The sequence below is a fragment of the Nonomuraea sp. NPDC049400 genome (genome assembly GCF_044466425.1).
In the GTDB taxonomy this organism is placed as follows: Bacteria; Actinomycetota; Actinomycetes; order Streptosporangiales; family Streptosporangiaceae; genus Nonomuraea.
Genome location: NZ_JBITMP010000021.1, coordinates 1 through 25122 on the forward strand (window position 1 = coordinate 1; position 25122 = coordinate 25122).

Below are 25122 nucleotides of genomic sequence, written 5' to 3' on the forward strand. Positions count from 1 at the left end.
CTCGACCCGCTGGCGGTCGCGCTGGCCGCCGAACGCCGCACCAAGGCAGACATCGCCGCCATGCGCGCCGCCCACGAGGGCCTCGAGTCGCTGCCGGGCAACCCCGCCTACGAGCAGCTCGTCGCCCACCGCAAGTTCCACGCCGCCCTCTACTGCGCCTCGCACAACGATCTGCTCGTCCAGACCCTCGACGGCCTGTGGGACAAGGCCGACCGCTACCGCCGCCTCGCCCTGGAGGTCGAGCGCGGTCAGGCGGCGCGCGACCGCAAGGCCGCCGAGCACGAGGCCCTGCTGGAGTACGTGGTCGCGGGCGACGCCGAATCGGCCGCCGCCGTCATGCGCGAGCACATCGACACCAGCCTCGGCGCCCAAGCCGCCTGGCGCCTGCGCAAGCACCACGCCGAACCGGACTCTTCCGCCCAAAGCTCAGAAAGTTCCCCCTGATGCGGTCCGTTCGTTGCTCCCAGACCATCTCTTGACGGTGCGGCGGCGTGCCGTAGTTGATCAGCTGGGTAAGAGCCCCCACAGCAACAGTCGTACGTGTCTCGGGGGGTTCGGATGCGACTGCGTATTCTCAGTGGACTGGGCCTGCTGGCCGCCGCGGCGAGCCTGACCGGGTGCGACTCGCAGCCCAGCACCGTCAAGATGGCCGACACCAAGGTCGACGCCGCGGCCAAGCTCAAGGCGGCCAAGGTCGCCAAGGCCCAGTTCGCCGCCAAGGTCAAGGCGAACGAGCTGGGGCAGATCCCGGTGCTCATGTTCCACCGGGTCATCGACAAGCCGGGCACGACGGACGACAGGACGCCGCAGCAGTTCCGCGCGGACCTGGAGCGGCTGGTCAAGGAGGGGTACGTGCCGATCACGGCCACCGAGATGGTGACCGGCAAGATCGACATCCCGGCCGGCAAGCACCCCGTAGTCCTGACATTTGATGATTCGTCCCCCTCGCAGCTCACCCTCAACGAGGCGGGCGTCCCCGCACCCAACACGGCCGTCGCGATCCTGAAGGACGTGGCCGCCAAGAACCCGGGATTCCGCCCGAAGGCGACGTTCTACGTGACCCGCGACATGTTCGGCAAGAGTGCGCGCGAGGAGCAGGCCCAGGTGCTGCTCTGGCTCAAGGACAACGGCTTCGACATCGGCAACCACACCCGCGACCACCTCAACCTGCGCGGACGCTCGCACAAGGAGGTCGAGGAGCAGATCGGCTCGATCGCCAAGGAGATCCACTCCCTGTCCAACATCAACCCGACCACGATCGCCCTGCCCTACGGCAACCAGCCGTCCAAGAGGGAGTGGGCCCTGCGCGGCGGCAAGGCCTACAACCACCAGGGCGCGTTCCTGGCGGGGTACACCCCCGCGGCGTCGCCCTTCAGCAAGGCGTTCGACCCGGTGGGGATCCCGCGGATCAAGGTCATGGAGAAGAAGGGCGACTGCAAGCAGTTCTGCTCGGAGGCCTGGCTGGACTGGCTCAAGAGCAACCCGGACATGCGCTACACCTCCGACGGGGACGGAAGCACGGTGGCGTATCCGAAGTTCAAGACCCCGTACCTGCGTAAGACGTTCACGCAGTGGAGCCTGCCCTACTGAGGAACGTTCCAGGCGACCGCCGGATCACGGCTTCCTGGCGAACATGATGCCCGCCGCGCGCAGCCGGTCGATGAGCGGCTGTCCCATGGCCGAGGCCGTCGTCAGCTGGCCCGCACGATCCGGCAGGTCGTCGAAGGCGAGGCAGAGGGCCGATTCCGCGAACATCTTCGCGGTCTCGCCGTAGCCGGGGTCGCCGCCCGCGACCTCCGTCACCACGCGCTCGCCCCCGCCCTCGCCCAGGAACGTGACCTTGAACCAGTTCCGCGCGCGCCGCTCGGCCGAAGGGCCTTCGCCGGGCCGCACGCGGCTCTGGATCCGGTCGCGTACGGGCGGGATCTGGGCGAGCACGGCGAAGGCGCCCGCGCCCGCCGCCGTGGCCAGGGCGGCGGGGAGAGTCCTGACGGCGTAGTGCTGGCGATAGGTGAAGTCCGGGCCGTAGCGGTCGAGGAGGCGGGCCGAGTAGCCGACGATGAACGGGTCGACGGTCGGCATGGGGAGCGCCCAGCCGCCCACGTACCGGACGCCGCCGGGCAGGGAGCTCACCTTGCGTCCGGCGGGCCCGGGCTCGGCGGAGCGGCGCTGCGTGCCCTGCTCCACCATCTGCCGGGCGCGGCCGAGGATGGACATCATGGTGGCCAGGGTGCCGCCCGACGGGCTCATGTTCGCCCGCAGGAAGCCGCTCACCTTGAGCGGCACGCCTTCGGGGAGCTGGCCGACGGTGTGGAGCACGCCCAGGTCGTACGGGATGGAGTCGAAGCCGCAGGCGTGCACGAGCTTGGCGCCGCTCCTGGCCGCCCTGTCGTGGTAGCGGACGTAGACCCGGTCCACGAACTCGAGCTCGCCCGTCAGGTCCAGGTAATGAGTGCCGGCCTCGGCGCAGGCAGCCACCAGCGGCTCGCCGTACGTGACGTAGGGGCCGACCGTGGTGGCCAGGACACGCGTCTGACGGGCGAGCCCGGCCACCGAGGCCGGATCCGTGGCGTCGGCGAGCAGGATCGGCACGTCGAGCCCGAGCCGCTCCAGCTTGGCGCGGTCGCGCCCCGCCAGCGCCCAGCGCGTGCCGGGGGCCGCGGCATCGGCCAGGTAGGCGGCCGTGAGCGCGCCGGTGAAGCCGCTCGCTCCGAAGAGCACGATGTCGTAGGGGCGGTCCATGATCCTGAGCCTCCAGGCAGAAGAGCAGCGTACGCAACCCCTCCCGCGCGGGCGGCGAGTAAAACCGTGACGTCACGAACGGTTAACGGATCCCTGAGAGGTTGCTGACCGTCGTAAAGTTTGCGTGGTTGGGGTTCAGCACACGTGGGGATGACGAATGCCGCAGATCTCGCCGCTGGTCGCCGGCGATCCCGCCCATCTGGGGTCCTTCCGGCTGTCCGGACGGGTCGGAGAAGGCGGTCAGGGCATCGTTTACCTGGGCGTCAACGACAAGGGGGAGCGCGCCGCGATCAAGCTGCTGCATGTGAAGTTCAGCGGTGACACGATCGCCAGGTCGCGTTTCGCGAGGGAGCTCAAGGCGGCGCAGCGGGTGGCGTCGTTCTGCACGGCCCGGGTGATAGAGGCCGATCTCGACGGCAACACGCCCTACATCGCGAGCGAGTACATCGACGGGCGGCCGCTCAGGGAGATCGTCGAGGCCGACGGGCCGCTCACCGGCACCGTGCTCGACCGGCTGGCCATCGGCACCGCGACCGCGCTCACCGCGATCCACCACGCCGCGATCGTCCACAGGGACTTCAAACCCGACAACGTGCTGATCGCCGCCGACGGGCCGCGCGTGGTGGACTTCGGCATCGCCCGGATCATTGACTCCACCGGCACGATCACCAGCCGGGCCATCGGCACGCCCGCCTACATGGCGCCCGAGCAGATCGCGGGCGACGAGGTGGGGCCCTATACGGACGTGTTCTCGTGGGGCGCCACCATCGCGTTCGCGGCCACCGGGAAACCGGCGTTCGAGGGCAAGTCCATCGCGGTGGTGCTCAACCGCATTCTCAACCACGAGGTCGACGTCGGCATGATGCCGGAGCCGCTGCGCAGCGTGGTGCGCTCCGCGCTGGCCAAGTCGTCCGCCGACCGGCCGTCCGCCGACCAGATCCTGCTGCGGCTGCTCGGTCAGCCGTCCACCGTGGGGGCGTCCACGGCGGTGCTCACCCGGGGCGTGCAGGTGGCCAGCGACGACACCACGCCGTTCAGCAGGGTGTCGGCCGGGTCGATCACGGACCTGCCCGCCCGGAAGGAGGCCGCCCAGACGGGACCGCCGCCCTCTCCGAAGGGGAGCACCCCGACGGGACCGCCGCCCTCCCCGAAAAGCACCCCGACGGGACCGCCGCCCTCCCCGAAAAGCACCCCGACGGGACCGCCGCCCTCTCCTAAGGGGACGGCGGCGACGGTGTCGCCCTCCCGGAACGAGGCGGCCCTGACGACGCCGCCGCGCGAGAGGCCGTTCCCGGTGACCGAGCCCGCTGTGCCCGCGCGGTCGCGCCGCGCGAAGGTGTGGCTCGCGCTGGGCACCGCGATCATCCTGCTCGCCGCCGCGGCCATCGCGCTGGTGCTGAAAGTCGGCTGGCCACTGGCGTTCGGTGAGGAGCCCGATCCCAGCGAGACGTTCGACGCGCAGGATCCCGGCGCGTTCGCCACTGTGGTGGACAAGGTGGCGCAGACCGGGAAGATCGTGATCGGCGTCAAGGGCGACCTGCCCGGCGTGGGCCTGGAGAACGGCACACCCGGCGACGAGTTCCAGGGCTTCGACATCGACGTGGCCAAGCGCATCGCCGCGGAGTTAGGGGCGAAGGAGACCGAGTTCGTCAGGGTCAGCAGGGACGACCGGGCGAGCGCGCTCGCCGACGGGAGCGTCGACCTCGTCGTGGCCACATACTCGGTCGACAAGTCCGAGACCCAGTTCGCGGGGCCCTACTACCTGGCACACCGCGACGTCCTCGTGCGCGCGGGCAGCGGCATCGACTCCATCGACGACCTGAAGGGCAAGAAGCTCTGCGCCCCCGACAGCCCGTCCGTCGGCGACGTGCAGGACAAGGTGGCGGTCGAGCCGGTCGGCGCCACCGACTACGCCGTCTGCATGGCGATGCTCAAGACCGGCAAAGTGGACGCGGTGCCCGGCGACGACCTGATCCTGGCCGGGTTCGCCGCCCGCGAGAACATGCGCTTCAAGGTGCTCGGCGCCAAGCTCAACAACGAGCGCTACGCCGTCGGCATCAGGAACGGCGACGTGAAGACCTGCAAGGCGGTCAAGGCCGTGATCGCCGACGTCTACCGCACGGGCTTCATGAAGCAGCTCTTGACCAGGCACTTCGCCAAGGTTGACTTCCAGCCGGAGCTGAAGGTGCCCGCGATGGAAAGCTGCTGATGACAAGCGGGTAACATCCCAAAGTCAGCGAATATCCCGCGAGTGAGGGGAAGGCCATGGGGCCCGTCAAGGTGACCGTCACCGGAGCAGCCGGTCAGATCGGCTACGCACTGCTCTTCCGCATCGCGTCGGGGCAGCTGCTCGGCGCCGACGTCCCGGTCAAGCTCAGCCTGCTGGAGATCCCGGCGGCGGTGAAGGCCGCTGAGGGCACCGCCATGGAGCTCGACGACTGCGCGTTCCCGCTGCTGTCCGGCATCGAGATCACCGACGACCCCAACGTCGCCTTCGCCGGCGCCAACGTCGCCCTGCTGGTCGGCGCCATGCCGCGCAAGGCCGGCATGGAGCGCGGCGACCTGCTCGGCGCCAACGGCGGCATCTTCGGCCCGCAGGGCAAGGCGATCAACGACCACGCCGCCGACGACATCAAGGTCCTGGTCGTGGGCAACCCGGCCAACACCAACGCGCTCATCGCCCAGCAGAACGCGCCCGATGTGCCCGCCGACCGCTTCACCGCGATGACCAGGCTCGACCACAACCGTGCGCTGTCCCAGCTGGCCGCCAAGCTGCAGGTCCCGGTCACCGAGATCAAGAACATGACGATCTGGGGCAACCACTCCGCGACGCAGTACCCCGACCTGTTCCACGCCGAGGTCGGCGGCAAGGTCGCGGCCGAGCAGGTCGACCCCGAGTGGCTGCGCGAGACGTTCATCCCGACGGTGGCCAAGCGCGGCGCCGCCATCATCGAGGCCCGCGGCGCCTCCTCGGCCGCCTCGGCCGCCAACGCGGCGATCGACCACGTCTACGACTGGGTCAACGGCACCGACTGGACCTCCGCGGCCATCGTCTCCGACGGCTCCTACGGCGTGCCCGAGGGGCTCATCTCGTCGTTCCCCGTGCGTGCGGCGAACGGCAAGTTCGAGATCATCCAGGGGCTCGAGATCGACGCGTTCTCCCGTGACAGGATCGACGCCAGCGTGCGCGAGCTGGCGGAGGAGCGCGACGCGGTGAAGGAGCTCGGCCTCATCTGACGCCTCCCGGCCCCCCGCTTGCGCGCGGGGGGCTTCAGGGCGGACAGGACACCGGCTGCTCGGCGGGAGCGGGCTGCGGCGTGGCGAAGACCACGCCTGCGGCGGCCAGGAGGCAACCCGCCATGATGAGGACACCGAAGAGCAGCTTCGTGACCCTTGGTGAAAAGTTCCTCACATTTGGGTATCACAGCACATTTCCGGGTGCCGTATCACGCGTTTGCGGAAAGCGCGTCCCACGCGTCGGAAACGATGTCGCGCAGCGAGGGCCGTTCGGCCTTCCAGCCCAGCTCGCGCTGGATCCTGGCGGACGACGCGACCAGTACGGCGGGGTCGCCGGGGCGGCGCTCCGCGATGACAGCCGGGATCTCGTGCCCCGTGACCTCGCGGCAGACCGAGATCACCTCCTGCACGCTGAAGCCGCTGCCGCTGCCCAGGTTGTAGATCTGGTGCTCGCCCGGCACGATCGCCTCCAGCGCCAGCAGGTGCGCCCGCGCGAGGTCGGCCACGTGGATGTAGTCGCGCACGCAGGTGCCGTCGGGCGTCGGATAGTCGGTGCCGAAGACGCTCACGGACTCCCGCTCGCCGGTCGCGACCTTCAGGACGTTCGGGATGAGGTGGGTCTCGATCGTGTGCCGCTCACGGTAGCGGCCGTAGGCGCCGGCCACGTTGAAGTACCGCAGGCTCACCGCGCCGAGACCGCGGACCTGCGCGAACGCGCTCAGCGCGGTGTCGACGGCCAGCTTGGAGGCGCCGTAGGGATTGGTCGGGCGCGTCGGGTCGTCCTCCTCGATCGGGGAGCGCTCGGGCTCGCCGTACGTGGCCGCCGTCGAGGAGAACACGATCCTGCCCACGCCCTTGTCCCGCATGGCGTCGAGCAGGGCCAGCGTGCCACCGAGGTTGTTGGACCAGTAGAGGCCCGGCTTCTGCACCGACTCGCCCACCAGCGACTTGGCCGCGAAGTGCAGCACCGCGTCCATGCCGTCCAGCGCGTCATGTGCCTCCGTGATGCTTTTTTGGACAAACCTGGCACCTTCTGGCACCGCGTCCTGATGCCCCGTTGACAGATCGTCGAGTACGGTCACGTCGTGTCCTGCCTCGATGAGCTGCGCCGCGACCACACTGCCGACGTATCCGGCACCCCCGGTGACCAGTAGCCTCATGTGCGCTCCTGTTCAAATATGTTTGATTTTGTACGGCTTGCCGTTCAGCATACGCGGGAAAGCCGCCGAGTACGCTGCCAACCACCATGTTTGACACCGTCGCGGCCAACATCGCCCTGGTTCTGCTGTTCATCCTGATCGGGGGGTTCTTCGCCGCCGCCGAAATCGCGATGGTCTCCCTGCGGGACAGCCAGGTCCGCAAGCTCTCCCAACGGGGTCGCCGGGGCGAGCGGGTGGCCAAGCTCGCCCGCGACCCCAACCGCTTCCTGTCCGCCGTCCAGATCGGCGTGACCGTGGCCACCATGTTGTCGGCCGCGTTCGGCGCCGACCGGCTCGCCGGGCAGCTGGTGCCCGTGCTCGAGCGGTGGCGGGTGCCCGGTGCCGTCGCACCCGTGCTCGCACTCGTGCTGGTGACGCTGGCGATCTCGTACCTCTCGCTGGTGCTGGGCGAGCTGGCGCCCAAGCGGCTGGCGCTGCAGCGGGCCGAGGGGCTTTCACTGTACGTCGCGCCGTTCCTCGACCGGATCGCGGCCCTGTCGCGGCCGATCATCTGGATGTTGTCGAAGTCCACCGACCTCGTGGTCCGGCTGCTCGGCGGCAACCCGGAGGCCGGTCGGGAGGAGGTCACCACCGAGGAGCTGCGCGACATGGTGGTCGGGCACACCGATCTCACCGCCGACGAGCGCAAGCTGATCGCCGAGGTGTTCGCGGCGGGGAAGCGGCAGCTCAGGGAGGTGATGTTGCCGCGTACCGAGGTGGAGTTCATGGACGCCGACACCCCGCTGGACGAGGCGGCCCGCCTCGCCGCCGCGCTGCCGCACTCGCGTTTCCCCGTCTACCGGGACACCTACGACGAGATCATCGGATTCGTGCACGTACGTGACCTGCTGGACCCCGAGCTCACTGGGCGGACCGAGCCGATCAGCGCGGTGGTGCCGATCCGCGCGGCGAAGTTCGTGCCCGCGTCGAAGCGGCTGCTCAGCACCCTGAACGAGATGCGCGACGAGGGGCAGCACCTGGTGATCGTGGTGGACGAGTACGGCGGCACGGCGGGCATCGTGACCATGGAGGACCTGGTCGAGGAGTTGATCGGGGACATCAGGGACGAGTACGACGTCGAGGAGGACGTCGTGGTCCTGCCCGCCGGTGAGATCGAGATCGACGGCCTCACGAACCTCAACGACGTCGCCACCGAGACCGGCATCCGGCTGCCCGACGGCCCGTACGAGACGCTGGCCGGATTTGTCATGGCGATGCTGGGGCATGTGCCAGCTGTAGGGGAAAAGGTGGAAATAACGGGATTTGAGATGACAGTAACCGAGCTGGACGGGCGCCGTATCTCCAGGGTTAGAGTGAAACGCCGTCCAGCGGCCGAGTCGCCGCTCGAGCGGGATTCCTGACACAATTGCCTGCTATGGCCAGACCTCGTGTTCTCTCCGGCATCCAGCCCACTGCGGACTCCTTCCACCTGGGCAATTACCTGGGTGCCGTCCGCCAGTGGGTCACGCTGCAGGAGACCCACGACGCCTTCTACTGTGTGGTCGATCTCCACGCGATCACGGTGCCGACCGAGCCCGACGCGCTGCGCCGCCGCTCCCGTGTGGCCGCCGCCCAGCTCTTCGCCGCCGGCCTCGACCCGGAGCGGTCCACCGTCTTCGTGCAGTCGCACGTACGCGAGCACACCGAGCTCGCGTGGATCCTGATCTGCCTCACCGGCATGGGCGAGGCGGGCCGGATGACCCAGTTCAAGGACAAGTCGGCCAAGTTCGGCGAGAGCGCGGCCAGCGTCGGCCTCTTCACGTACCCGATCCTGCAGGCCGCCGACATCCTGCTCTACCAGGCCGACCGCGTCCCCGTGGGGGCCGACCAGAAGCAGCACCTGGAGCTCACCCGCGATCTGGGCCAGCGCTTCAACCACCGCTTCGGCGACACGTTCACGCTGCCGGAGCCGTACATCCTCAAGGAGGTCGAGAAGATCACCGACCTCCAGGACCCGACGGCGAAGATGTCGAAGAGCTCCTCGAGCCCCGCCGGCATCCTCGACGTCCTGGAGCAGCCGGGTCCGCTGCGCAAGAAGGTCATGCGGGCGGTCACGGACACCGGCACCGAGGTGCTGTTCGACGAGGAGAACAAGCCCGGCATCTCCAACCTGCTCCGCATCCAGTCCGCGCTGACCGGGACGCCCATCCCCGAGCTGGTGACCCGGTATGAGGGGCAGGGGTACGGCACGTTCAAGAAGGACGTGGCGGAGGCGGTGGTCGACACGTTCACGCCCATCAGGGAGCGTTCGGAGAAGCTGCTGTCGGACGAGGCGGAGCTCGACCGGCTGCTGGCCATCGGCGCCGAACGCGCGTCGGCGGTGGCCAGGCAGACCATGGCCGAGGTCCGCGACAAGGTCGGCCTCCTCCCCACGTTGTAGGTCACCCACCTTCCCCCCACCCGTTGCCCGATCACCGAGTGGGCCTGCTGGACCCCGCCCCGGGCCAAAGGTCTTCGCCGGGGAGCGCTTCGCGCTCGGGGCTCAGGCGCTCTCATTTGGGCGCCTGGCGGCGCAACCCCCGCGCCTTGCGGCGCCATCGCCCACCCCTTGCCCTGTTACCGGGTGGGCCTGCTGGAGCCCACCCCGAGCGGTCCTCGCTGGCGCTCGGGCTGCTCTCCCTCAGGCGGCCTCCGGCCGCGCCATCGGGTCGTGCGGCTGCATCCGGGGTTGAGGCAGATCGAGTACGGTCCGAAGTTCCAACACGACTAACCCGAGCCGGTCCTGCCCGCCAGTTCCGTAAGCCGGCGTTCGAGGAAGCGCCGTTCGGCACCGTCGTCGGTGAGCTCCCTCGCACGTCGATAAGCCTCCCGCGCCTCATCGGTCCGCCCGAGCCGTCGCAGCAGTTCGGCCCTGGTCGAGTGCAGGTAGCGGAAGTCGTCGAGACCGAGTCCGTCGACAATACGCAGCCCGGCCTCGGCGCCTTCAGTCTCGGCGATGGCGATGGCGCGGTTCAGCTCCACGACTGGCGAGCCGGTCAGGCGGGTGAGCTCCCCATACAGAGCGGCGATCTGCGCCCAGTCGCACGGCATCTCGGCGTGCAACGAGGCGATCGCGGCCTGCAGGACGTAGGGCCCGCGGCCGCCCAGGGCGAGCGCGCGGTCGAGCTCGGCGCGTCCAGCGGCGATCTGCACGGCGTTCCAACGTGACCGGTCCTGATCGCCCAGCAACACGAGCTCGCCGCCGCTGAACCGCGCCTCGCGGCGGGAGTCGTGCAGGAGCATCATCGCCAGCAGCCCGCGAATCTCGGGGTCGTCGGGGAGCAGTTCGGTCAGCGCGCGTCCCAACCAGATCGCCTCAGCCGCGAGCTCGTCGCGGCCGCCGTACCCCTCGTTGAAGATCAGGTAGACGACGGCGAGAACGGCGTCGAGCCGCTCGCGGAGCAGGTGAACCGGTGGCACGCGAAACGGGATCCCCGCTGCTTTGATCTTGCGCTTGGCCCGCACCAGCCGCTGCGCCATCGTGCGCTCCGGCACCAGGAAGGCGCGGGCGATCTCCTCGGTGCTGAGCCCGCCCAGGGCGCGCAGGGTGAGCGCTACCTGCGCCTCGATTGCGAGCGCCGGGTGACAGCAGGTGAAGATGAGTTCCAGGCGCTCGTCGGGAAACGCGGTGACGTTCATCGGCACCTCAACACGATCGTCTGCGACGAGCAGGCCGAACTTGGTGGCGAGGGTCCGGTCGCGGCGGATGCGGTCCGTGGCGCGGTTGCGAGCCGTCCTCATCAGCCAGGCGCGCGGGTTGGTCGGCACGCCGTCGCGTGGCCAGTGATCGGCGGCGATGGCGAACGCCTCCTGCGCGGCTTCCTCGGCGAGGTCGAAGTCGCCGAGGAAGCCGATCAAGGTAGCAAGAACGCGGCCCCACTCCTCGCGGAAGACCTGTTCGAGCGTCGCTACCAATACACCTCCGAGGGGCGGATCTCGATGGCGCCACCATAGCGTGCTGCAGGGTGGCGGGCGGCCATCTCGATGGCCGCGTCGAGGTCATCGGCCTCGAGGATGAACCAGCCGCCGACGGCCTCCTTCATCCCGACGAACGGGCCGTCGGTTGTCAGGGTCTTGCCGCCTTCGACCCGCACGGTGGTCGCGTTCTCGGGAAGACCCATCGGCACCCCGGGGGTGACGCCCGGCGTCTGATTGATCCCTTGGTACTCGGCCTGGACCTGCTTCTGCTCCTCCTCGGACAGCGCGGCCTGCCCTTCAAGCGCGGCGCCCTGATAGATCAGCATGACGTACTTCATCGCTGCCTCCTCTTCATGACCAGGCTGGTCGCAGTAAGACGAACCGCGAGCCAAGAAATCGACAACTCCACACCGAAATCTTGTCTGTCTGGCCCCCGATTTCCTGCCATGGCCGACGTCCGCCCTCAACCCCGGCGACAGCCCCGGATTCCTGCTCTGGCATGCCACACTGCGCTGGCAGCGCGACATCACCGCGGCCCTCAGCCCTCTTGGCCTGACCCATGTCCAGTTCGTCCTGCTCGCCTGCGAGCGGTGCCTCAACACCCGCGGCGAGCGGCCCAACCAACTGGACCTGGCCCCTCAGGCCGGGACCGACGTCAAGATGACCTCCCAAGTGCTGCGTGCCCTGGAAGCCGAAGGTCTGGTCGAGCGCGAGATCGACCCCGCCGACACCCGCGCCAAACGGCTGCGTGTCACCGATGCCGGCGCCGAGCTGGCCCCGCGTGCCATCGCCGCCGTCGAGAGCGTCGACGCGTCCTTCTTCCAGCCCGTGGCACGCTGGCCTTGCCCGGCCGCCTGGCTCATCTGGACTCCTGAGGTTCCCGAACAGGCGGGCTCGTGCGCGCACATGACGCGCACAAGCCGAACCTCATCCGGAGATCAGCCGAAGAGCCTGGAAGACATCCACCCCGGCGTGCCGGGAAGCGGTCTGACGGGCTCATGGAACGTCTGGACCTCGGCGGGCGGGACGGCCGGGCAACGGGTCCCGGGCGCCGGCATGGTCTGCGAGATCAGGTAGGCGTCGATGGCCTCTGTGGCGCACGCACCGCGGCGGTAGACGATGTGGCCCCAGCCCTCGTACGTGAGCAGCCGGCCAGAACGGCCCAGCTGGTGGGCGGTGCTCAGGGCCCACGGGTAGACGGTGGCCGGGTCGTGCAGGGAGTTGGCGACCAGCACCGGCGTGCCCGTGCGGACCTTCAGTCGATGTTGCGGGTTGGGGATCGGGTCAGGCTGTCCGAGGCATGAGACGACCGGGCCGAGCGACAGGGAGCTGTACCGCATGTCGGGCGCGATCTTCGCCAGGCGGCGCAGGTGCTTGGCGTACTCCTTGTAGTCCCGGATGGGCAGCCGGAAGTCCAGGCAGAAGATCTGGAACGGGTTGGGGCTGACCTCCTGCGTGGTGTCGGCCGACATGGGCAGAGCACCCGGGCTCGGCGCCCGGCCGCTGTCGAGATCGGCGAGCAGCTGGGAGAACGGCTGCCAGTTGGCCGGATCGTAGAAGTGGCCCACGGCGGCGCTGATGAGCATGAACGCGGTCACCTGAGTGCCGGGCTCCTCCGGCACGTGCAGCTCGCCGCGGTCGGCGCGGGCCAGCAGACCTCGCCAGAACGCGCGGACGTCCTTCCCGTGCTGCAGGCAGCGGCTGTCCCGGTCGCACCAGGTCACGAACTCGTTGAAGGCGTCCTGCACGCCCCAGGCCTCGGTGTCCATGAAGCCCTGCGTGCCCAGACTGTGGTCCATCGTGCTGTCGAGGACGAAGGCGCGGACCCGCTCCGGGTAGCGCTCGGCGTACAGCTGGCCGAGGAGGGTGCCGTAGGAGCCGCCCCAGAAGGTCAGCTTCTGCTCGCCGAGCGCGGCGCGGAAGGCGTCGAGGTCGGCCGCGGTGCTGAGGGAGTCGACGTGGTCGAACAGCGGGCCGGTGCGGGCCCTGCAGTCGGCACGCAGGCGCGCGTTGTAGTCCAGCGCCCGGTCGAAGTCGGCCTGGTTCTTGAAGATCGGATCCGGTGCCTGCATGAGCAGGTCGGTGGAGCAGACCACGGGGTGGCTGCGGTTCGTGCCGCGCGGGTCGAGGCTGACGATGTCGAAGCGGCGCAGGACCTCGGGGCTGAGCATCCGCGTGCTCTGGATGACCAGATTCACCCCCGAACCGCCAGGACCGCCCGCCCCCAGGACGAGCGCGCCGATCCTGGCGGCCGGATCGGCGGCCTTTCTGCGGGCGACGCCCACGTTGAACGTGCCGCTCGCGGGTCGGCTCCAGTCGATCGGTACGGCGAGCGTCCCGCATTCCACGGCCGGATCTTCCTGGCAGGGCGCCCAGGAGATCGTGTCCGAGGCGGCCTGCGTCGTGGCCGCGGCCACCGGCGTGAGAAGGGAGACGGGGGCTAAGAGCCCGAACAACAATGCTGCGAATCTACGCATGAACTGATCTTCAACCGGCTCTGGGCGGCTGAAAATCGGGCGGAAGTATGAATTGCCGGATCCTTCGCGAGGATGGCGGCAGCGGGACCGTGGTCTTAGCCGCGCAGGGCCTGCCCGGGCTGGCTCGGCGCCGCCCGGTGCACCCGCAGCAGGGCACGCAGGGCGGCCAGGGTCGGCCGGGTGAGCCGGATGTCGCCGTGAGTGGCGGTCCAGCCCCGAAGGTCCCGCCGGAACGACCACCCGGGGAACTCCCGCGTAGCCTCCTGAAGCAGTCGTTCCATGACAAAATCGGCACTCGGCGCACTGGTCATGAGCGCAGCGTGTCACCCCAGCCCCGTTCCGTGACGAACTGGAGCAAGAGAACTCCCCGTTCGCCGCGACCGAACTCCTAGTTCGGGATGTCGTGCCGTTCGGCGAGATAGCGGACCTCCGGCGCCCACGACGGCCGCGCCCGCCGGGCCAGCGAGCGCACCATCTCCCTCAGCAGGAGCTTGTGGTCCAGCTCCTCCGGGCTCTCCCGCTCGATCCGCAGCAGGTGGAGCAGGCTGGCGGCGTCGTCGCCCACGTCCTCGCAGGCGCGGGCGACCTGGCTCAGATGGGCGGTGCGCCGCTCGATGGACGGCGTACGCCGCAGGTCGATGTCGTCGGCGATCTGCAGCACCGCCTCCGGGCGGCCGGTGTCGCTCTCGATGCTGGCCATGTGGATGGCGACGTTGGTGGGCCCGAAGAAGGCCAGGTCGTAGACGCCGGACCCGTCCTCCACGCGCTGCGCGAGCTGCGTGGCGGGCCCGCGTACCCGCTCCCTGGCCTCGTCGTCGTTGCCCCCGCGGGCCGCGCTGACCGCGGCGAGCAGGTGCAGCGCCCCGAGCGCCTTGATGTGGCGGTCGTCGCCGTCGGCGACGTGCGGCTCCAGGACCTCGAGACCACGCCGGGCGACGTCGTACGCGATCTGGTGCATGTCGTCCGACAACATCGACTGTCCCAGATTCCAGTACGCCCACGCGCGGATCAGCGGATCCGCCGTCTCCTCCGCGAAGCGCATGGCCCGGTCCGCCGCGAGATGCGCCAGGTCCACCCGCCGCAGGTGCTTGAGCACACCCCTGGCCAGCATGTACGCGTCCGACGCCACGCTGTGCGCCCGCGGCGTGCCCTCGAGCGCGAGGTTCTCGGCGTCGGAGATCAGGGACGGCAGGGCCGACATCAGGATCGAATAGCGGCGCGTCGAGGTGAACCAGGCGTTGCGCGCCGACGCCACCCGCTCGGCGAGCTGGTCGGCGTCGGGCGGCTCGATGTCGGGCGCCAGCGACCGGCACGTGAACAGGGCGCGCTCGATGTCGCTGATCTGCGGCCTGCTGGGCTCGTGCGAGTCGCGCGGGGCCTCACCCAGGAGCACGGCGGTCCGCACGCCCAGCACTTTGGCGATCTCCCGGAGGAGGGGGAGCGAGGGTGTTCGCTTGCCGTGCTCGATCAGCTCGATGTGCCTGGGGGTGCAGCCGGACTGGGTCGCCAGCGCGGTGGTGCTCATTCCCCGCCGCTCGCGCTGGAGCCTGATCATCTGCCCGGTGCTGATTTCGGCCATGGGCGTGGCGCCTCCTGGGTCGGTCCCGACGTCACATCAGGCTAGGGCTCCAGAAGATCGCCTGCCATGGATTCAGCCCTGCTCAGAGGAGCTGCCGGCGCTCCAGGAGGTGGGGCGGCAAACCCGACAACTGCTCGCGTTCCGGTTGGCTCAAAGGGGCCGGAACGTCGTCCTGAAGGAGGGCGTGCGGTCGCTCCGTACTAGCGGTAGCGGCGGCGACCGACGTGGGAGAGGACCTTGCGCAGCGCGTCGGCCGCCTCGCGCACGACCTCGTCCGGGATCCCGGCCGCCATGTCGCCGTAGGCGCGCCCGGAGGCCTCCAGCGCGGCGTCCGTCACGCGCCGTCCCTCGTCCGTGAGCTGGACCCAGCGGCTGCGCGCGTCACCCGGGTTGGCCTCGCGCTCGACGTATCCCGCCGCCGCCAGGCGCTGCAGCACGTTGCTGATGCCCCCGGAGGTGAGGAACAGCGCCTTGGACAGCTCACTCGGCTTCATCCGGTGCGGCGGCGCCGCCCGGCTCAGCGCGGCCAGCACGTCGAACTCGGCGTACGTCAACCCCAGCTCGGCCAGCTCGGCCTTGACCGCCTGGTCGAAGAGCAGATGGAGCCGCGACATCCGCTTGCCCAGCTCCAGGGTGGCGATGAGCGACGGCGACAGCCCTGCTTCCGCCCACCGGGGGACCATCGCGTCGATCTCATCGGGTTTCACGCCATCGAGCATACCGAGCCGCATATTGCTTTCTAAAAAGCTTCTCTCTAAGCTTTCGGTCATGACATCATCTTCAATCCTGATTAAGAACGGCGTCGTCGTCGACACCGAGCCCGAGCCCGTCGTGCTGGGCCGGGTGGACGTCCGGGTCGAGCACGGCGTCATCGCCGAAGTGGGCCCCGGCCTGCCCGAAGAGCCGGGGGCCGAGGTGATCGACGCGACCGGGCGGATCGTGCTCCCAGGGTTCGTGGACACCCACCGCCACACCTGGCAGGCCGGCATCAGGGCCGTCGCGCCCGACATCGCGTTCGACGGCTACCTGCGCCGGATCCTCACCGAGCTCGCCCCGCGCCACCGCCCCCAGGACGTCTACGCGGGCAACCTGGCGGGCGCGCTGGAGTGCCTGGACGCGGGCATCACCACGCTGCTCGACTGGTCGCACATCCAGTTCAGCCCCGGCCACACCGACGCCGCCGTGCGGGCGCTGCGCGAGTCCGGCGTCAGGGCCGTGTTCGGCTACTGCTACGGGGGCGAGCCCGACGGCCTGACCAAGGAGACCGTGCGGGTGCACGACCTGCTCTCCGGCACGCCGGGACTGGTCACGATGGCGGTCGCCGCGCTCGGTCCGGAGATCGTGGGGGAGGAGCGGGCGCTGGAGGAGTGGCGCGTGGCCGCCGAGCTCGGCCTGCCGGTCACCGCACACCTGGGCGGCCACGGCCCCGAGAGCGCCGCTCAGGGGCTCGCGTTCCTGGAGTCGAACGGGCTGCTCGCCACCCCGACGACCTTCGTGCACGCGCTGCACTACACCGACGAGGAGCTCAAGCGCATCGCCGCCGCCGGCGGCGCCGCCTCGCTCGCCCCCGTGGACGAGATGAACCTGGGGCTCGGCTACCCGGCCACGGGCCGACTCAGGGCGGCGGGCATCCCGACGGGCCTCGGCGCCGACACGGTGGTGTGCGCGCCCGGAGACATGTTCAGCCTGATGAGGGCCGTCCACCTGCTCGAACGCGGCCGCCCTGGCGGCGCGGGACTGGGCTTCACCACCCGCGACGCGCTGCGCATGGCCACGATCGAGGGCGCCGAGGTGCTCGGCCTGGCGGACGTCATCGGCTCGCTGCGGCCGGGCAAGCAGGCCGACCTGATGCTCCTGCGTACGGACACGCTCGGCATGGCGGTGGCCCACGACCCGATCGGCGCCGTCGTGCTGAACGCCGACACCAGCTCGGTGGACACGGTTCTGGTCGCGGGGCGTGTGGTCAAGCGTGGTGGGCAGTTGCTCCACCACGACCTGACGGCGGTCCTTGCGACCCTCGCCGAATCGGCAGGTGTGGTCATGAGCGCGTGATCGCCGGATAGTAGGCCGCCGGGAGGCGCGTGATGGCGAGCTGGACGGAGCGGATCGAGGCGACCAAGGCCTGGGGCCGCGGCAAGGTGGACTTCTGGCGGGTCCGCGGCCTGTGGCTCGACCATCTGATCAGGGCGGTCCAGCGCTACCAGCTCCAGAACGGCGACCGGCTGGCGGGCGCGGTCACGTACTTCGCGTTCCTGTCGTTCTTCCCGTTGATCTCCCTGTCGTACGCGGTGCTCGGGTTCGTGGTGGCGACCAGCGAGACCACCAGGCAGGCGCTGGAGCAGGCGATCGTGGAACGGCTGCCGGGCATCGCCACGCAGCTCAACCTCGAGGCCATCGGCAAGGCCAAGGAGGCCGCCGGGATCATCGGTCTGCTCGGCCTCCTCTACGCCGGGCTCGGCGCCTTCGACGCGCTGCGCGGGGCGTTGCGCGAGGTGTCGATGACCACCACGCCGCCGCTCAACTTCTTCGTGGGCAAGCTCCGCGATCTGGCCTCGCTCCTCCTGCTCGGGCTGACGATGATCACGTCCGTGCTGGTCGCGGGGTTCGCCACCACGGCCACGGACAAGGTCATGCACTTCGTCTTCGGCAGTGAGTCGCCGGTGGCCACCTGGGGGCTGCGGGCCGCGGGCGTGGCGGCGAGCGTGGGGGCCGACTGGCTGCTGTTCGTGATCCTGCTCGGGTGGGTGGCCAGGCCGACCCAGCCGTTCCGGGTGATCGCCAAGGGGGCGTTGCTGGGCGCGATCGGGTTCGGGCTGCTCAAGCAGGTGGCGACGTTACTGCTGGGGCAGACGCTGGGCAACCCGGTCTACGGCACGTTCGCCGTCATCGTGGGGCTGCTCATCTGGATCAACTTCTCGGCCAGGCTGGTGCTCTACGTCGCCGCCTGGACGGCCACCGCCGGCTACTGCCCCCCGCCGGCCCCCTCTCCGATCCCGTCCTCGGGCGCGGGGCCGGCGGCGGCCTCAGGCGCGTGACCCGCCGCGGCGACGGCGGCGGATGCCGTATCCGAGCCAGATCAGCCCGAACAGCAACCCTCCACCGATCACCACGAAACCAATCAGATTGCTGGAATCGCTCTTTTTGGCGGTGTCGTTCAGGAGCGGCGGCTGGGCGGCCGGCGTGACCTGCCCGGCCGGGGCCGAAGCCCGCGGGGCGGCCTGGGCGTCCGGGACCGGATCCACGAGCTTCCCGACCGGCCTGGCCTGGCCCCTGACCGAGAAGCCCCAGTCGAGCAGTTGCGACACCTCGTCCCAGAAGGAGCCCTCGTGCCGCATGACGGTCACCACGATCGTGTGCCCGTCGCGGGTCGCCGCGCCGACGAAGCTGCCCAGGGCCTTGGAGGTCCAGCCGTTCTTGACGCCGATCATGCCCTTGTAGCGCCCGAGCAGCTTGTTGTGGTTGCTGATCTCGTAATGGCCCCTTGGAGCGGGGAAGTTGGCGGTCTTGGTGGCGATGTATCCCCGGAACGCGGGATTGGCGAGGCCCGCCCGGGCGATCAGCGCCAGGTCGTACGCCGAGCTGCTCTGTCCCGGCTTGTCCAGCCCGCTGGGTGTCTTGGCCACGGTGTCGTACGCCTGCAGCCGCTTGGCCTCGGCGTTCATGTCGCGCATGGTCTTGGCCAGGCCGCCGTTCGTCTCCGCCAGTGCCATGGCCGCGTCGTTGCCCGACGACATCATCAGCGCCCTGAACAGGTCGTCGACCTTGTACGTCGCCTTGGGCGACAGGCCGACCGCCGAGCCCTCCTGGTTGCAGGCGTTGTCGCTGGGACGGATCCTGCGGTTCTTGTCCAGCTTGGGAATGAGGGTGAGCGCGGTCAGCGTCTTGAGCGTGCTGGCCGGCAGGTAGCGCCCGTGGGCGTCCTTGGCCGCGAGCACGTCACCCGTCTCCACGTCGGCGATGACGTACGACGTGGCCTCGCTCTTGGGCGGCTTCTTGACGCCTTGGGGCGCCACCAGACCGCGGCTGCCCAGCGCCTCGCCGCCGACCGGCGTGGTCGGCGCGGCATACGCGGTCCCGCCGATGAGCGAGACTGAGGCGAGGAGTGCCGTGACCGGCACGATTTTCGTCCACATGGCGGTCTCAGCGTAGCTTCGTGTGAATGCCCATGTGGCGACACATCCCCCGAAGATCCACCTTTGATACAAGAGAGGCGCTGATGTCCCGAAAGATCGCCGGATTCCTCATCATCCTGGGCGTATTCATGATTTTCGAATGGGTGAACCTCGGGTTTAACTTGGCCGACGGGCATCCGACCAGCTTTTACGTGGTGCACGGCATCTTGATCGCGGTGAACATCGTGCTCGCCGTCGTGTTGGGGATCATCGGCTGGCGCGGCCTCCAGGGTGCCACGAAGAAGGCACCCGGCGGGTCCGTCAAGGGCCGCACAGGAGACGCCGGGTGAGGGCGTGCAGTTCGTCGGCCTCCTCGCGTGAGTCGCCTATCGAGGTGAAGCCCAGCTTGCCGTGCTCGGGGATGGCCCCGAGCAGGTGGAAGACGTTTCCGGTGCGCCGCTCGGCGTCGAAGCCGACCCCGAGCCGCTCGGCCGTACGCATGACCTCGCCCGGGGTGCGCTCGCGTAGGCAGGAGGAGGAGCAGTTGTCGGTCGCGGTGTAGTACTTCGGCTGATTTCCGGACATGAGGAGTCCGGTGGCCGGGTCGTACGAGGCCCCGGTCGTCAGCACGGCCGCGCCGAGCGGATGCGTGGTGCCGCCGATCCGCAGGTTGATCTCGCACAGCAGCGCCGCGTATCCGGCGTCGGCCTTCAGCGCGAAGAAGTCCATCCCGAACAGCCCCACCACGCCCCGCTCCGCCAGGACGCGCGCGATCCGCTCGGCCGACGCGCCCACCTCGGCGCGGTACTCGGGCGCGGCAGGGAACGTGCAGCCCTGGTAGACATGGCCGTTCGGGCCGCCGAGCACCTGGTCGTGCGTGGCCAGCACCCGGGCGTCGCCGCTGGGCGTGATGTGGGCCAGCGCGCTCGGGTAGTACAGCGGCCGGTGCTCGATGAACTCCTCGACCACCGCCCCGCGATCTCTGACCTTCGCGGTGAAGCTGTCCCAGGTCTCGCCGGCCGCCGAGAAGCTGGTCTGCGACCTGTCGGCCTTGGTGACGATCACGTTGCCGAGCCCGGAGTAGCCGTCGTTCAGCTTGACGATCACCCGCTCGCCCGGCAGCGCCTCCATCGCCTCCTCGAGTTCGAGCACGTTCCGCACGTCGCCGAAGCCGCGTGGCATGGGCACACCCGCCTCGTGGCCGACCTCGCGCGCCCCGCTCTTGGAGCCGTAATAGGCCAGAGCGGTGGCCGGGCCGTAGAGCGGAACATTGAGTAACGAGGCGAGCTCCTCCTCGAGCTCGCTGAGGACGAACGGCACCAGCCAGGCGTCGCCCTCGATGGCCGCGCGCAGTTGCTCCAGCGCGTCGGGACGGGCGAGCAGGGACTTGGTCAGCGGTTGTGACCAGGGGTCGTCGAGGCTGATGAGCGTGAGCCGCTTGGCGGCGTCATCCGGATCGGGCAGGAACGCGAAGTAGTAGTCGATGATGTCGGGATCGATGGGGGCAGAGGAGAGGTAGATCACCTTGACCCCGGGTTCGCGGAGCGTGAGCAGCAGGAACAGCAGGCGTTCCTCGTACGATCTGGCTGCCGTGATCCGGCGAAGCTCATCCTGCGGAAGGGAGAGCGAGGGTACGACCACCATGGTCCCCTCGCCCGGCTCGAAGATGCTCAACCCAGCACACTTCTCCCCGAACGGGATATTAGTGATCATATTGCGAGTGAAACACGCATTCTTCTCAAATGCAGCCAGCGCTGAAGTGGCATGACCATGACAGAAGGTGACAGGATTCGTAATCGCTGACCACGTTTGAACTGACAGCATCGGGTCATGATCTACTGATCCGTTGTGACTATTTCCGGGCCGCGTTGACGTTCACGTAACGTGACGACCGCTGGTTACGGTCATGCTGTCGGCTATCTTTAGGGTAGAAAACTCCCTGCAGGGTCGGCGGCGAGATAGAGTCAAGGCACTATCGGAGCGCCAGGTGGCTTACCGGCCTCGGCGTGTGCCCGACGCTTAGCTCACATGCAGTTGCACCCGTGACCCGGGCCTGAGTGCGCATTCGTAACAGTAGGCGGAGCGTGCACGTCTCATGGGGCGGCCGGGACGGTGACACTGAGTCAGATGTGTGAGGATGGAAGGCATTGGACATGTTGTCGAGAGTCGTTGAGGAAGAGTCGACTCCGGAGGGCCCGGCAGGACGCGATCTCGTCGGGCAGCTCGATGCCTTTCTCCAGAAGATGGAGCCTGAGCTCATCGCCTTCCGTCGTGACCTGCACATGCACCCTGAGGTCGCCTTCAACGAGCAGCGCACGACCGAGCGGATCGCCGAGCGGCTCGCGGGCGCGGGCCTGTCTCCCCATCTCCTGACACGTGGCACTGGTTTGTGGGCCGACATCGGCGGCGAGGGCGGTCCGACCGTGGCTTTGCGTGCCGACATCGACGCCCTGCCGATGGAGGACGAGAAGACCGTTCCCTATCGTTCCAGGAACCGCGGTGTCTGCCACGCGTGCGGCCACGACGCTCACACGGCGATCGTGCTGGGGGTCGGCCTGTTCCTGGCCGAGCAGGCGCGCCAGGGTGCGCTGCCGGGGCGGGTGCGGCTGATCTTCCAGCCGGCCGAGGAGGTCGCCGGCGGCGCGCTCGAGGTCATGAAGGACGGCGGGATCTCCGGCGTCGACCGGATCTTCGCCCTGCACTGCGACCCGCGCATCGACGTCGGGCAGCTCGGGCTTCGGGTGGGCCCCATCACGGGCTCCTGCGACCACATCAAGATCAAGGTGACCGGGCCCGGTGGGCACACTGCCCGGCCGCATCTGACCGTCGACGTCGTCTACGCGCTGAGCAAGCTCGTGACCGAGCTGCCCGCCGCGCTCTCCCGCCGGGTGGATCCGCGCTCCAGCTTGAGCCTGGTGTGGGGGCAGATCACCGCCGGGTCGGCCTTCAACACGATCCCCGACGAAGGCTTCGTGCAGGGCAGCGTTCGCTCGCTGGACGAGGCGGCGTGGCACCAGGCGCCGGACCTGATCAAGGCGCTGGTGGAGTCGGTGGCCGCGCCGTACGGCGTCGAGGTCGACCTCGACTACCGCCGCGGCACGCCGCCGACCGTCAACGAGGCCTCCAGCATCGAGATGCTCAGCAACGCGACGACGCGGGTGCTCGGCAGCACGGCGGTGGTTCCCACCCCGCAGAGTCTCGGCGGTGAGGACTTCTCCTGGTACGTGGAGTCCATCCCCGGGGCGCTCGCCCGGCTCGGCACGCGGGGCCCGGACGCGCCCGCTGTCGACATTCATCATCCGCTTTTCGACATCGACGAGCGGGCGATCGGCGTCGGCGTGCGTACCTTGGCCACCACCACCTTTACCTCGCTGTGGGAGGGTGCACAGTTGTGACTGTTTCGCAGCTGCGCACCTCGGGATAATCGGTTAAAGGCCATCACCAGACAGGGGCGGTGCCGGATGGAGCGTTTGGTGCGGACGGTCTGCATGTTCAGCCGTAATCCGCACGACGACGTATTGCGCGCGCAGCAAAAGGTCGAAAGGCGCCTGTCCGACGCCGGCTACACCATTCAGACCAGGAGAATTGTCGCTCCGGTCGCCATGGCGGAGCTGGCCCGGTTCACCGACGGGATGGACATCTATCCGAGCGTCGGCAGATTGTCCGCAGAAGAGATTCATCGGCAGCTCGACGCCTTTTACGCGAGTGAGCGCATGTGCTGCCACCTGGACCTGACCGATGAAGAGCCGACGCTGGACCATGTCGCGCTGCTCATGAGGTTCGTCCGGGAGGCGGCGCCGAAGACGTTCTATTTCTCCTACGTCTTCAGCAACGTGCCGTCCAGTCCGTTCTTCCCCTCCGCGGCTTATGAGCGGCCGGGTTTCTCCGTCGGCCTGCAGCCGACGGACCTGGCCGCCGGCTGCGAGTCGCAGGAAGAGTGGTTCGCGAGGATGCGGTCCGCCTGGGAGGAGATAGTCGCGGCGCTGGGGGATATGCCGGGCTTTCTGGGGATTGATTCCTCGGTCGCGCCCCTCGGCTCCGGGGCGGGCAGCCTCATCGACTTCGTCGGCAAACGCTGCGGAGACCTGCGGCGATCGTTGATCACCGACTTCTACGTACGCACCACCACGTTCGTCAAGCAGCACAATCCGAAGCCGGTCGGGCTCTGCGGGCTCATGTTCCCGTGCCTTGAGGACTTCGAACTGAGCATCGAGTACGAGAAGGGCAACTTCGACCTCGCCACGAACCTCTATTTGTCCATGCATTCCGGCCTCGGCATCGACACCTATCCCATCGGGACCGACGAGGATCCCGAGGTGGTTCTGGATGTGCTGAAACTCCTGCGGGCGCTGTCCCTGAAATATGGCAAGCCGTTGTCCGCCCGGTTCATCTCCGACGGAAACGCCGGAATAGGGGAGAACACCGACTTCCGGAACTCATATCTGCGGGACGTGGCGGTGCGAAAGCTCGGCCGCTGAGCCGCATCGACGGCCATGTGCGCTCGTGTGATACTTGGCGTGGCCAGGGATCTCACCCCCGGGGGCGTTCATGCCATTCGAGCAGGAAGCATTCCCCGTCCTCGTCTGTGACCTGCTGGACGGCAAGGATCTCCAGCGCCTCGCCGATTGCGAGGTGGCGGGCGTGCACATTCGAGGTGCTCTGTCGCCGGAAATGTGCGCGGTCGTGTGCGCGGCGGTCGCGCGGCAGCGCTTCGACGACTACGACATCGAGCGCTATCGGCTGCCGGCGGCGCGCCTCGGGCCGAGCCTCAACGAGGCGCGCGAGAACGGCGGCATCGACGCCGGCTACTGGCGGCGCAGTGAGGACGCGCTCGGTTTCTGGCGCGGCGACCCCGACTGCGAGCGCGTCAGAAGCTCCTGTGCCGACTTGTTGCGCCAGGCCTGGCCGGGGGACATCGGGCCGGCCCGCGCGGGCGGGCGCCCGCTCTACTGGGGGATCGTCCGCGAACTGAGCCACGGCGCGGTGGTGCACTGCGACGACGTCGTCTTCGAGTACGGCCGGGCGCTGTTCGAGCAGCCGCCGGTGGTGCAACTGGGGTTCAACCTGTTCATCGCGGCGCCGCGAGCCGGCGGGGAGACCGTGATCTGGCAGAAGCGGCGGAGCCCCGCCGATGAGCGCCACCGCGTCGGCGTCGGGTACGACCCGGCAGTCGTGGCGGAATGCCCGTCCGCCGTGATCAAGCCGAATGCCGGCGACGTCGTCATATTCGACTCCCGCAATTTACATGCCGTCCGCCCCGGCGACGGCCGGCGGATCACCGTCTCATTTTTCGTCGGGATAACCGACAATGGTGATCTCATTCTTTGGTCCTGACCCGCATATCGGATCGGAAACATCGACTTCCCGATCGGAGCCAGAGAGTTAGGCTGGTTTAGCATGGTCTGGCCATGGGGCGGGAGGGGAAATGGAGCTCTTAGATACCTTTGTGCTTCGCGAAGGGTATTGGCCGGAGCTGGGGGGAAATGTCCGCATCATCCGCCGTGAAGTCTTCCAGCGGGAGCAGGGGATACCGAGAGAACTCGACGAGGACGGCAGCGATGACTATTGCATACACTTCCTCGTCGAGACGAAGGACGGCATTCCAGTCGGCAGCGCTCGGATGGCAGAAAACCATCTGCAACGCCTCGCCGTGGTTCCCGAGATGCGTAAACAAGGCATCGGCTTCCTGCTCGTCGCCTCCATGCTGCGGGTGGCGCATGTGCGGAAATACGACCTCGTCGAGGCGACGGCGCAGACCTCCGCGCTGGGTCTGGCCCGGCTTTTCGGGTTCACCGTGGACCGCGATCCCTTTCTCATCGCCGGGCGGACACACCACCGGGTGAGCAAGCGGATGACTTTCGACGAGGGATGAGGTTCGT

General features: G+C 68.7%; 23 protein-coding genes and 1 pseudogene. 14 read left to right on the forward strand and 10 right to left on the reverse strand.

From position 1 onward, the window contains the following. Together ACIBVN_RS30160 and ACIBVN_RS30165 are read left to right on the forward strand one after the other, a co-directional pair. Positions 1–444, forward strand: a 444-nt coding sequence (locus tag ACIBVN_RS30160; protein ID WP_397142068.1) for a FadR/GntR family transcriptional regulator, incomplete at its 5' end; no start/stop codon positions are given. A gap of 114 nt (positions 445–558) precedes the next feature. Further along, positions 559–1590 (forward strand): polysaccharide deacetylase family protein, encoded by a 1032-nt coding sequence (locus ACIBVN_RS30165; protein ID WP_397142070.1) that lies wholly within the window; start codon positions 559–561, stop codon positions 1588–1590. 24 nt (positions 1591–1614) lie between these two features. Here the strand turns inward: ACIBVN_RS30165 and ACIBVN_RS30170 are convergent, their stop codons facing one another. Beyond that, on the reverse strand, positions 1615–2742 hold the full coding sequence (locus tag ACIBVN_RS30170) for a saccharopine dehydrogenase family protein (RefSeq protein ID WP_397142072.1): 1128 nt from the start codon (positions 2740–2742) through the stop codon (positions 1615–1617). A 157-nt stretch (positions 2743–2899) separates the two neighbouring features. Between ACIBVN_RS30170 and ACIBVN_RS30175 the strand changes: the two genes are divergently transcribed. After that, entirely contained in the window at positions 2900–4951 is a 2052-nt protein-coding gene (locus tag ACIBVN_RS30175; RefSeq protein ID WP_397142074.1) for a serine/threonine-protein kinase, read from the forward strand. A gap of 56 nt (positions 4952–5007) precedes the next feature. Further along, positions 5008–5979, forward strand: coding sequence for a malate dehydrogenase (locus ACIBVN_RS30180; protein WP_397142076.1), 972 nt, complete (start codon positions 5008–5010; stop codon positions 5977–5979). A gap of 209 nt (positions 5980–6188) precedes the next feature. Here ACIBVN_RS30180 and galE read toward each other — a convergent pair whose 3' ends face one another. Next, positions 6189–7139, reverse strand: coding sequence for a UDP-glucose 4-epimerase GalE (gene galE / locus ACIBVN_RS30185; RefSeq protein ID WP_397142078.1), 951 nt, complete (start codon positions 7137–7139; stop codon positions 6189–6191). Positions 7140–7225: 86 nt separating this feature from the next. Here galE and ACIBVN_RS30190 point away from each other — a divergent pair, with 86 nt between their 5' ends. Together ACIBVN_RS30190 and trpS are read left to right on the forward strand one after the other, a co-directional pair. Beyond that, positions 7226–8539, forward strand: coding sequence for a hemolysin family protein (locus tag ACIBVN_RS30190; RefSeq protein WP_397142080.1), 1314 nt, complete (start codon positions 7226–7228; stop codon positions 8537–8539). 14 nt (positions 8540–8553) lie between these two features. Further along, positions 8554–9558: a tryptophan--tRNA ligase gene (trpS, locus tag ACIBVN_RS30195; protein ID WP_397142082.1), complete on the forward strand. Its 1005-nt coding sequence runs from the start codon at positions 8554–8556 to the stop codon at positions 9556–9558. A 326-nt stretch (positions 9559–9884) separates the two neighbouring features. Here trpS and ACIBVN_RS30200 read toward each other — a convergent pair whose 3' ends face one another. Beyond that, positions 9885–11072 carry an RNA polymerase sigma factor gene (locus ACIBVN_RS30200; protein WP_397142084.1) on the reverse strand — a complete coding sequence of 396 codons (1188 nt, stop codon included), beginning with the start codon at positions 11070–11072 and terminating at the stop codon, positions 9885–9887. After that, positions 11066–11413 (reverse strand): YciI family protein, encoded by a 348-nt coding sequence (locus tag ACIBVN_RS30205; protein ID WP_397142086.1) that lies wholly within the window; start codon positions 11411–11413, stop codon positions 11066–11068. Before ACIBVN_RS30205 ends, ACIBVN_RS30200 begins: the two co-directional genes overlap by 7 nt. 214 nt (positions 11414–11627) lie before the next feature. On the opposite strand from ACIBVN_RS30205, the pseudogene ACIBVN_RS30210 reads away from it, so the two are divergent. Further along, a pseudogene (locus ACIBVN_RS30210) lies at positions 11628–11828 on the forward strand (MarR family transcriptional regulator); the annotation flags it as partial. Between the two features lie 185 nt (positions 11829–12013). Here the strand turns inward: ACIBVN_RS30210 and ACIBVN_RS30215 are convergent. The 4 genes from ACIBVN_RS30215 to ACIBVN_RS30230 all read right to left on the reverse strand — a co-directional run bounded on the left by ACIBVN_RS30215 (position 12014) and on the right by ACIBVN_RS30230 (position 15838). Further along, entirely contained in the window at positions 12014–13552 is a 1539-nt protein-coding gene (locus ACIBVN_RS30215; RefSeq protein WP_397142088.1) for an alpha/beta hydrolase, read from the reverse strand. Between the two features lie 95 nt (positions 13553–13647). Beyond that, a complete protein-coding gene (locus ACIBVN_RS30220; protein ID WP_397142090.1) occupies positions 13648–13833 on the reverse strand; it encodes a hypothetical protein in 186 nt (61 codons plus the stop codon). A gap of 107 nt (positions 13834–13940) precedes the next feature. After that, on the reverse strand, positions 13941–15131 hold the full coding sequence (locus ACIBVN_RS30225) for a helix-turn-helix domain-containing protein (RefSeq protein ID WP_397142092.1): 1191 nt from the start codon (positions 15129–15131) through the stop codon (positions 13941–13943). 200 nt (positions 15132–15331) lie between these two features. Beyond that, on the reverse strand, positions 15332–15838 hold the full coding sequence (locus ACIBVN_RS30230; RefSeq protein WP_397142094.1) for a MarR family winged helix-turn-helix transcriptional regulator: 507 nt from the start codon (positions 15836–15838) through the stop codon (positions 15332–15334). A 61-nt stretch (positions 15839–15899) separates the two neighbouring features. Here ACIBVN_RS30230 and ACIBVN_RS30235 point away from each other — a divergent pair, with 61 nt between their 5' ends. Both ACIBVN_RS30235 and ACIBVN_RS30240 read left to right on the forward strand, forming a co-directional pair. Continuing rightward, positions 15900–17183 carry an amidohydrolase family protein gene (locus ACIBVN_RS30235; RefSeq protein ID WP_397142096.1) on the forward strand — a complete coding sequence of 428 codons (1284 nt, stop codon included), beginning with the start codon at positions 15900–15902 and terminating at the stop codon, positions 17181–17183. A gap of 32 nt (positions 17184–17215) precedes the next feature. After that, positions 17216–18166 carry a YihY/virulence factor BrkB family protein gene (locus ACIBVN_RS30240; RefSeq protein WP_397142098.1) on the forward strand — a complete coding sequence of 317 codons (951 nt, stop codon included), beginning with the start codon at positions 17216–17218 and terminating at the stop codon, positions 18164–18166. On the opposite strand, the gene ACIBVN_RS30245 is transcribed toward ACIBVN_RS30240, so the two are convergent. Further along, positions 18155–19264 carry a D-alanyl-D-alanine carboxypeptidase family protein gene (locus ACIBVN_RS30245; protein WP_397142100.1) on the reverse strand — a complete coding sequence of 370 codons (1110 nt, stop codon included), beginning with the start codon at positions 19262–19264 and terminating at the stop codon, positions 18155–18157. The two genes, ACIBVN_RS30240 and ACIBVN_RS30245, sit on opposite strands and share 12 nt — an antisense overlap. A gap of 83 nt (positions 19265–19347) precedes the next feature. Between ACIBVN_RS30245 and ACIBVN_RS30250 the strand changes: the two genes are divergently transcribed. Continuing rightward, entirely contained in the window at positions 19348–19593 is a 246-nt protein-coding gene (locus ACIBVN_RS30250) for an SCO4848 family membrane protein (protein ID WP_349446862.1), read from the forward strand. Here ACIBVN_RS30250 and ACIBVN_RS30255 read toward each other — a convergent pair. Next, positions 19565–20956 (reverse strand): peptide ligase PGM1-related protein, encoded by a 1392-nt coding sequence (locus ACIBVN_RS30255; RefSeq protein ID WP_397142102.1) that lies wholly within the window; start codon positions 20954–20956, stop codon positions 19565–19567. The genes ACIBVN_RS30250 and ACIBVN_RS30255 overlap by 29 nt on opposite strands. A 440-nt stretch (positions 20957–21396) precedes the next feature. On the opposite strand from ACIBVN_RS30255, the gene ACIBVN_RS30260 reads away from it, so the two are divergent. The 4 genes from ACIBVN_RS30260 (at position 21397) to ACIBVN_RS30275 (ending at position 25115) form a co-directional block, all read left to right on the forward strand. Next, positions 21397–22638 carry an amidohydrolase gene (locus ACIBVN_RS30260; RefSeq protein ID WP_397142104.1) on the forward strand — a complete coding sequence of 414 codons (1242 nt, stop codon included), beginning with the start codon at positions 21397–21399 and terminating at the stop codon, positions 22636–22638. 78 nt (positions 22639–22716) lie between these two features. Further along, positions 22717–23721, forward strand: a complete 1005-nt coding sequence (locus ACIBVN_RS30265) for a DUF711 family protein (RefSeq protein WP_397142106.1) — start codon at positions 22717–22719, stop codon at positions 23719–23721. Between the two features lie 70 nt (positions 23722–23791). Next, the gene (locus tag ACIBVN_RS30270; protein WP_397142108.1) at positions 23792–24577 is read left to right on the forward strand and encodes a hypothetical protein; all 786 of its coding nucleotides are present in this window, start codon (positions 23792–23794) and stop codon (positions 24575–24577) included. A gap of 91 nt (positions 24578–24668) precedes the next feature. Then, complete coding sequence (locus ACIBVN_RS30275; RefSeq protein ID WP_397142110.1) at positions 24669–25115, forward strand: GNAT family N-acetyltransferase; 447 nt, start codon at positions 24669–24671, stop codon at positions 25113–25115. The last annotated feature ends 7 nt before the right edge of the window (positions 25116–25122 follow it).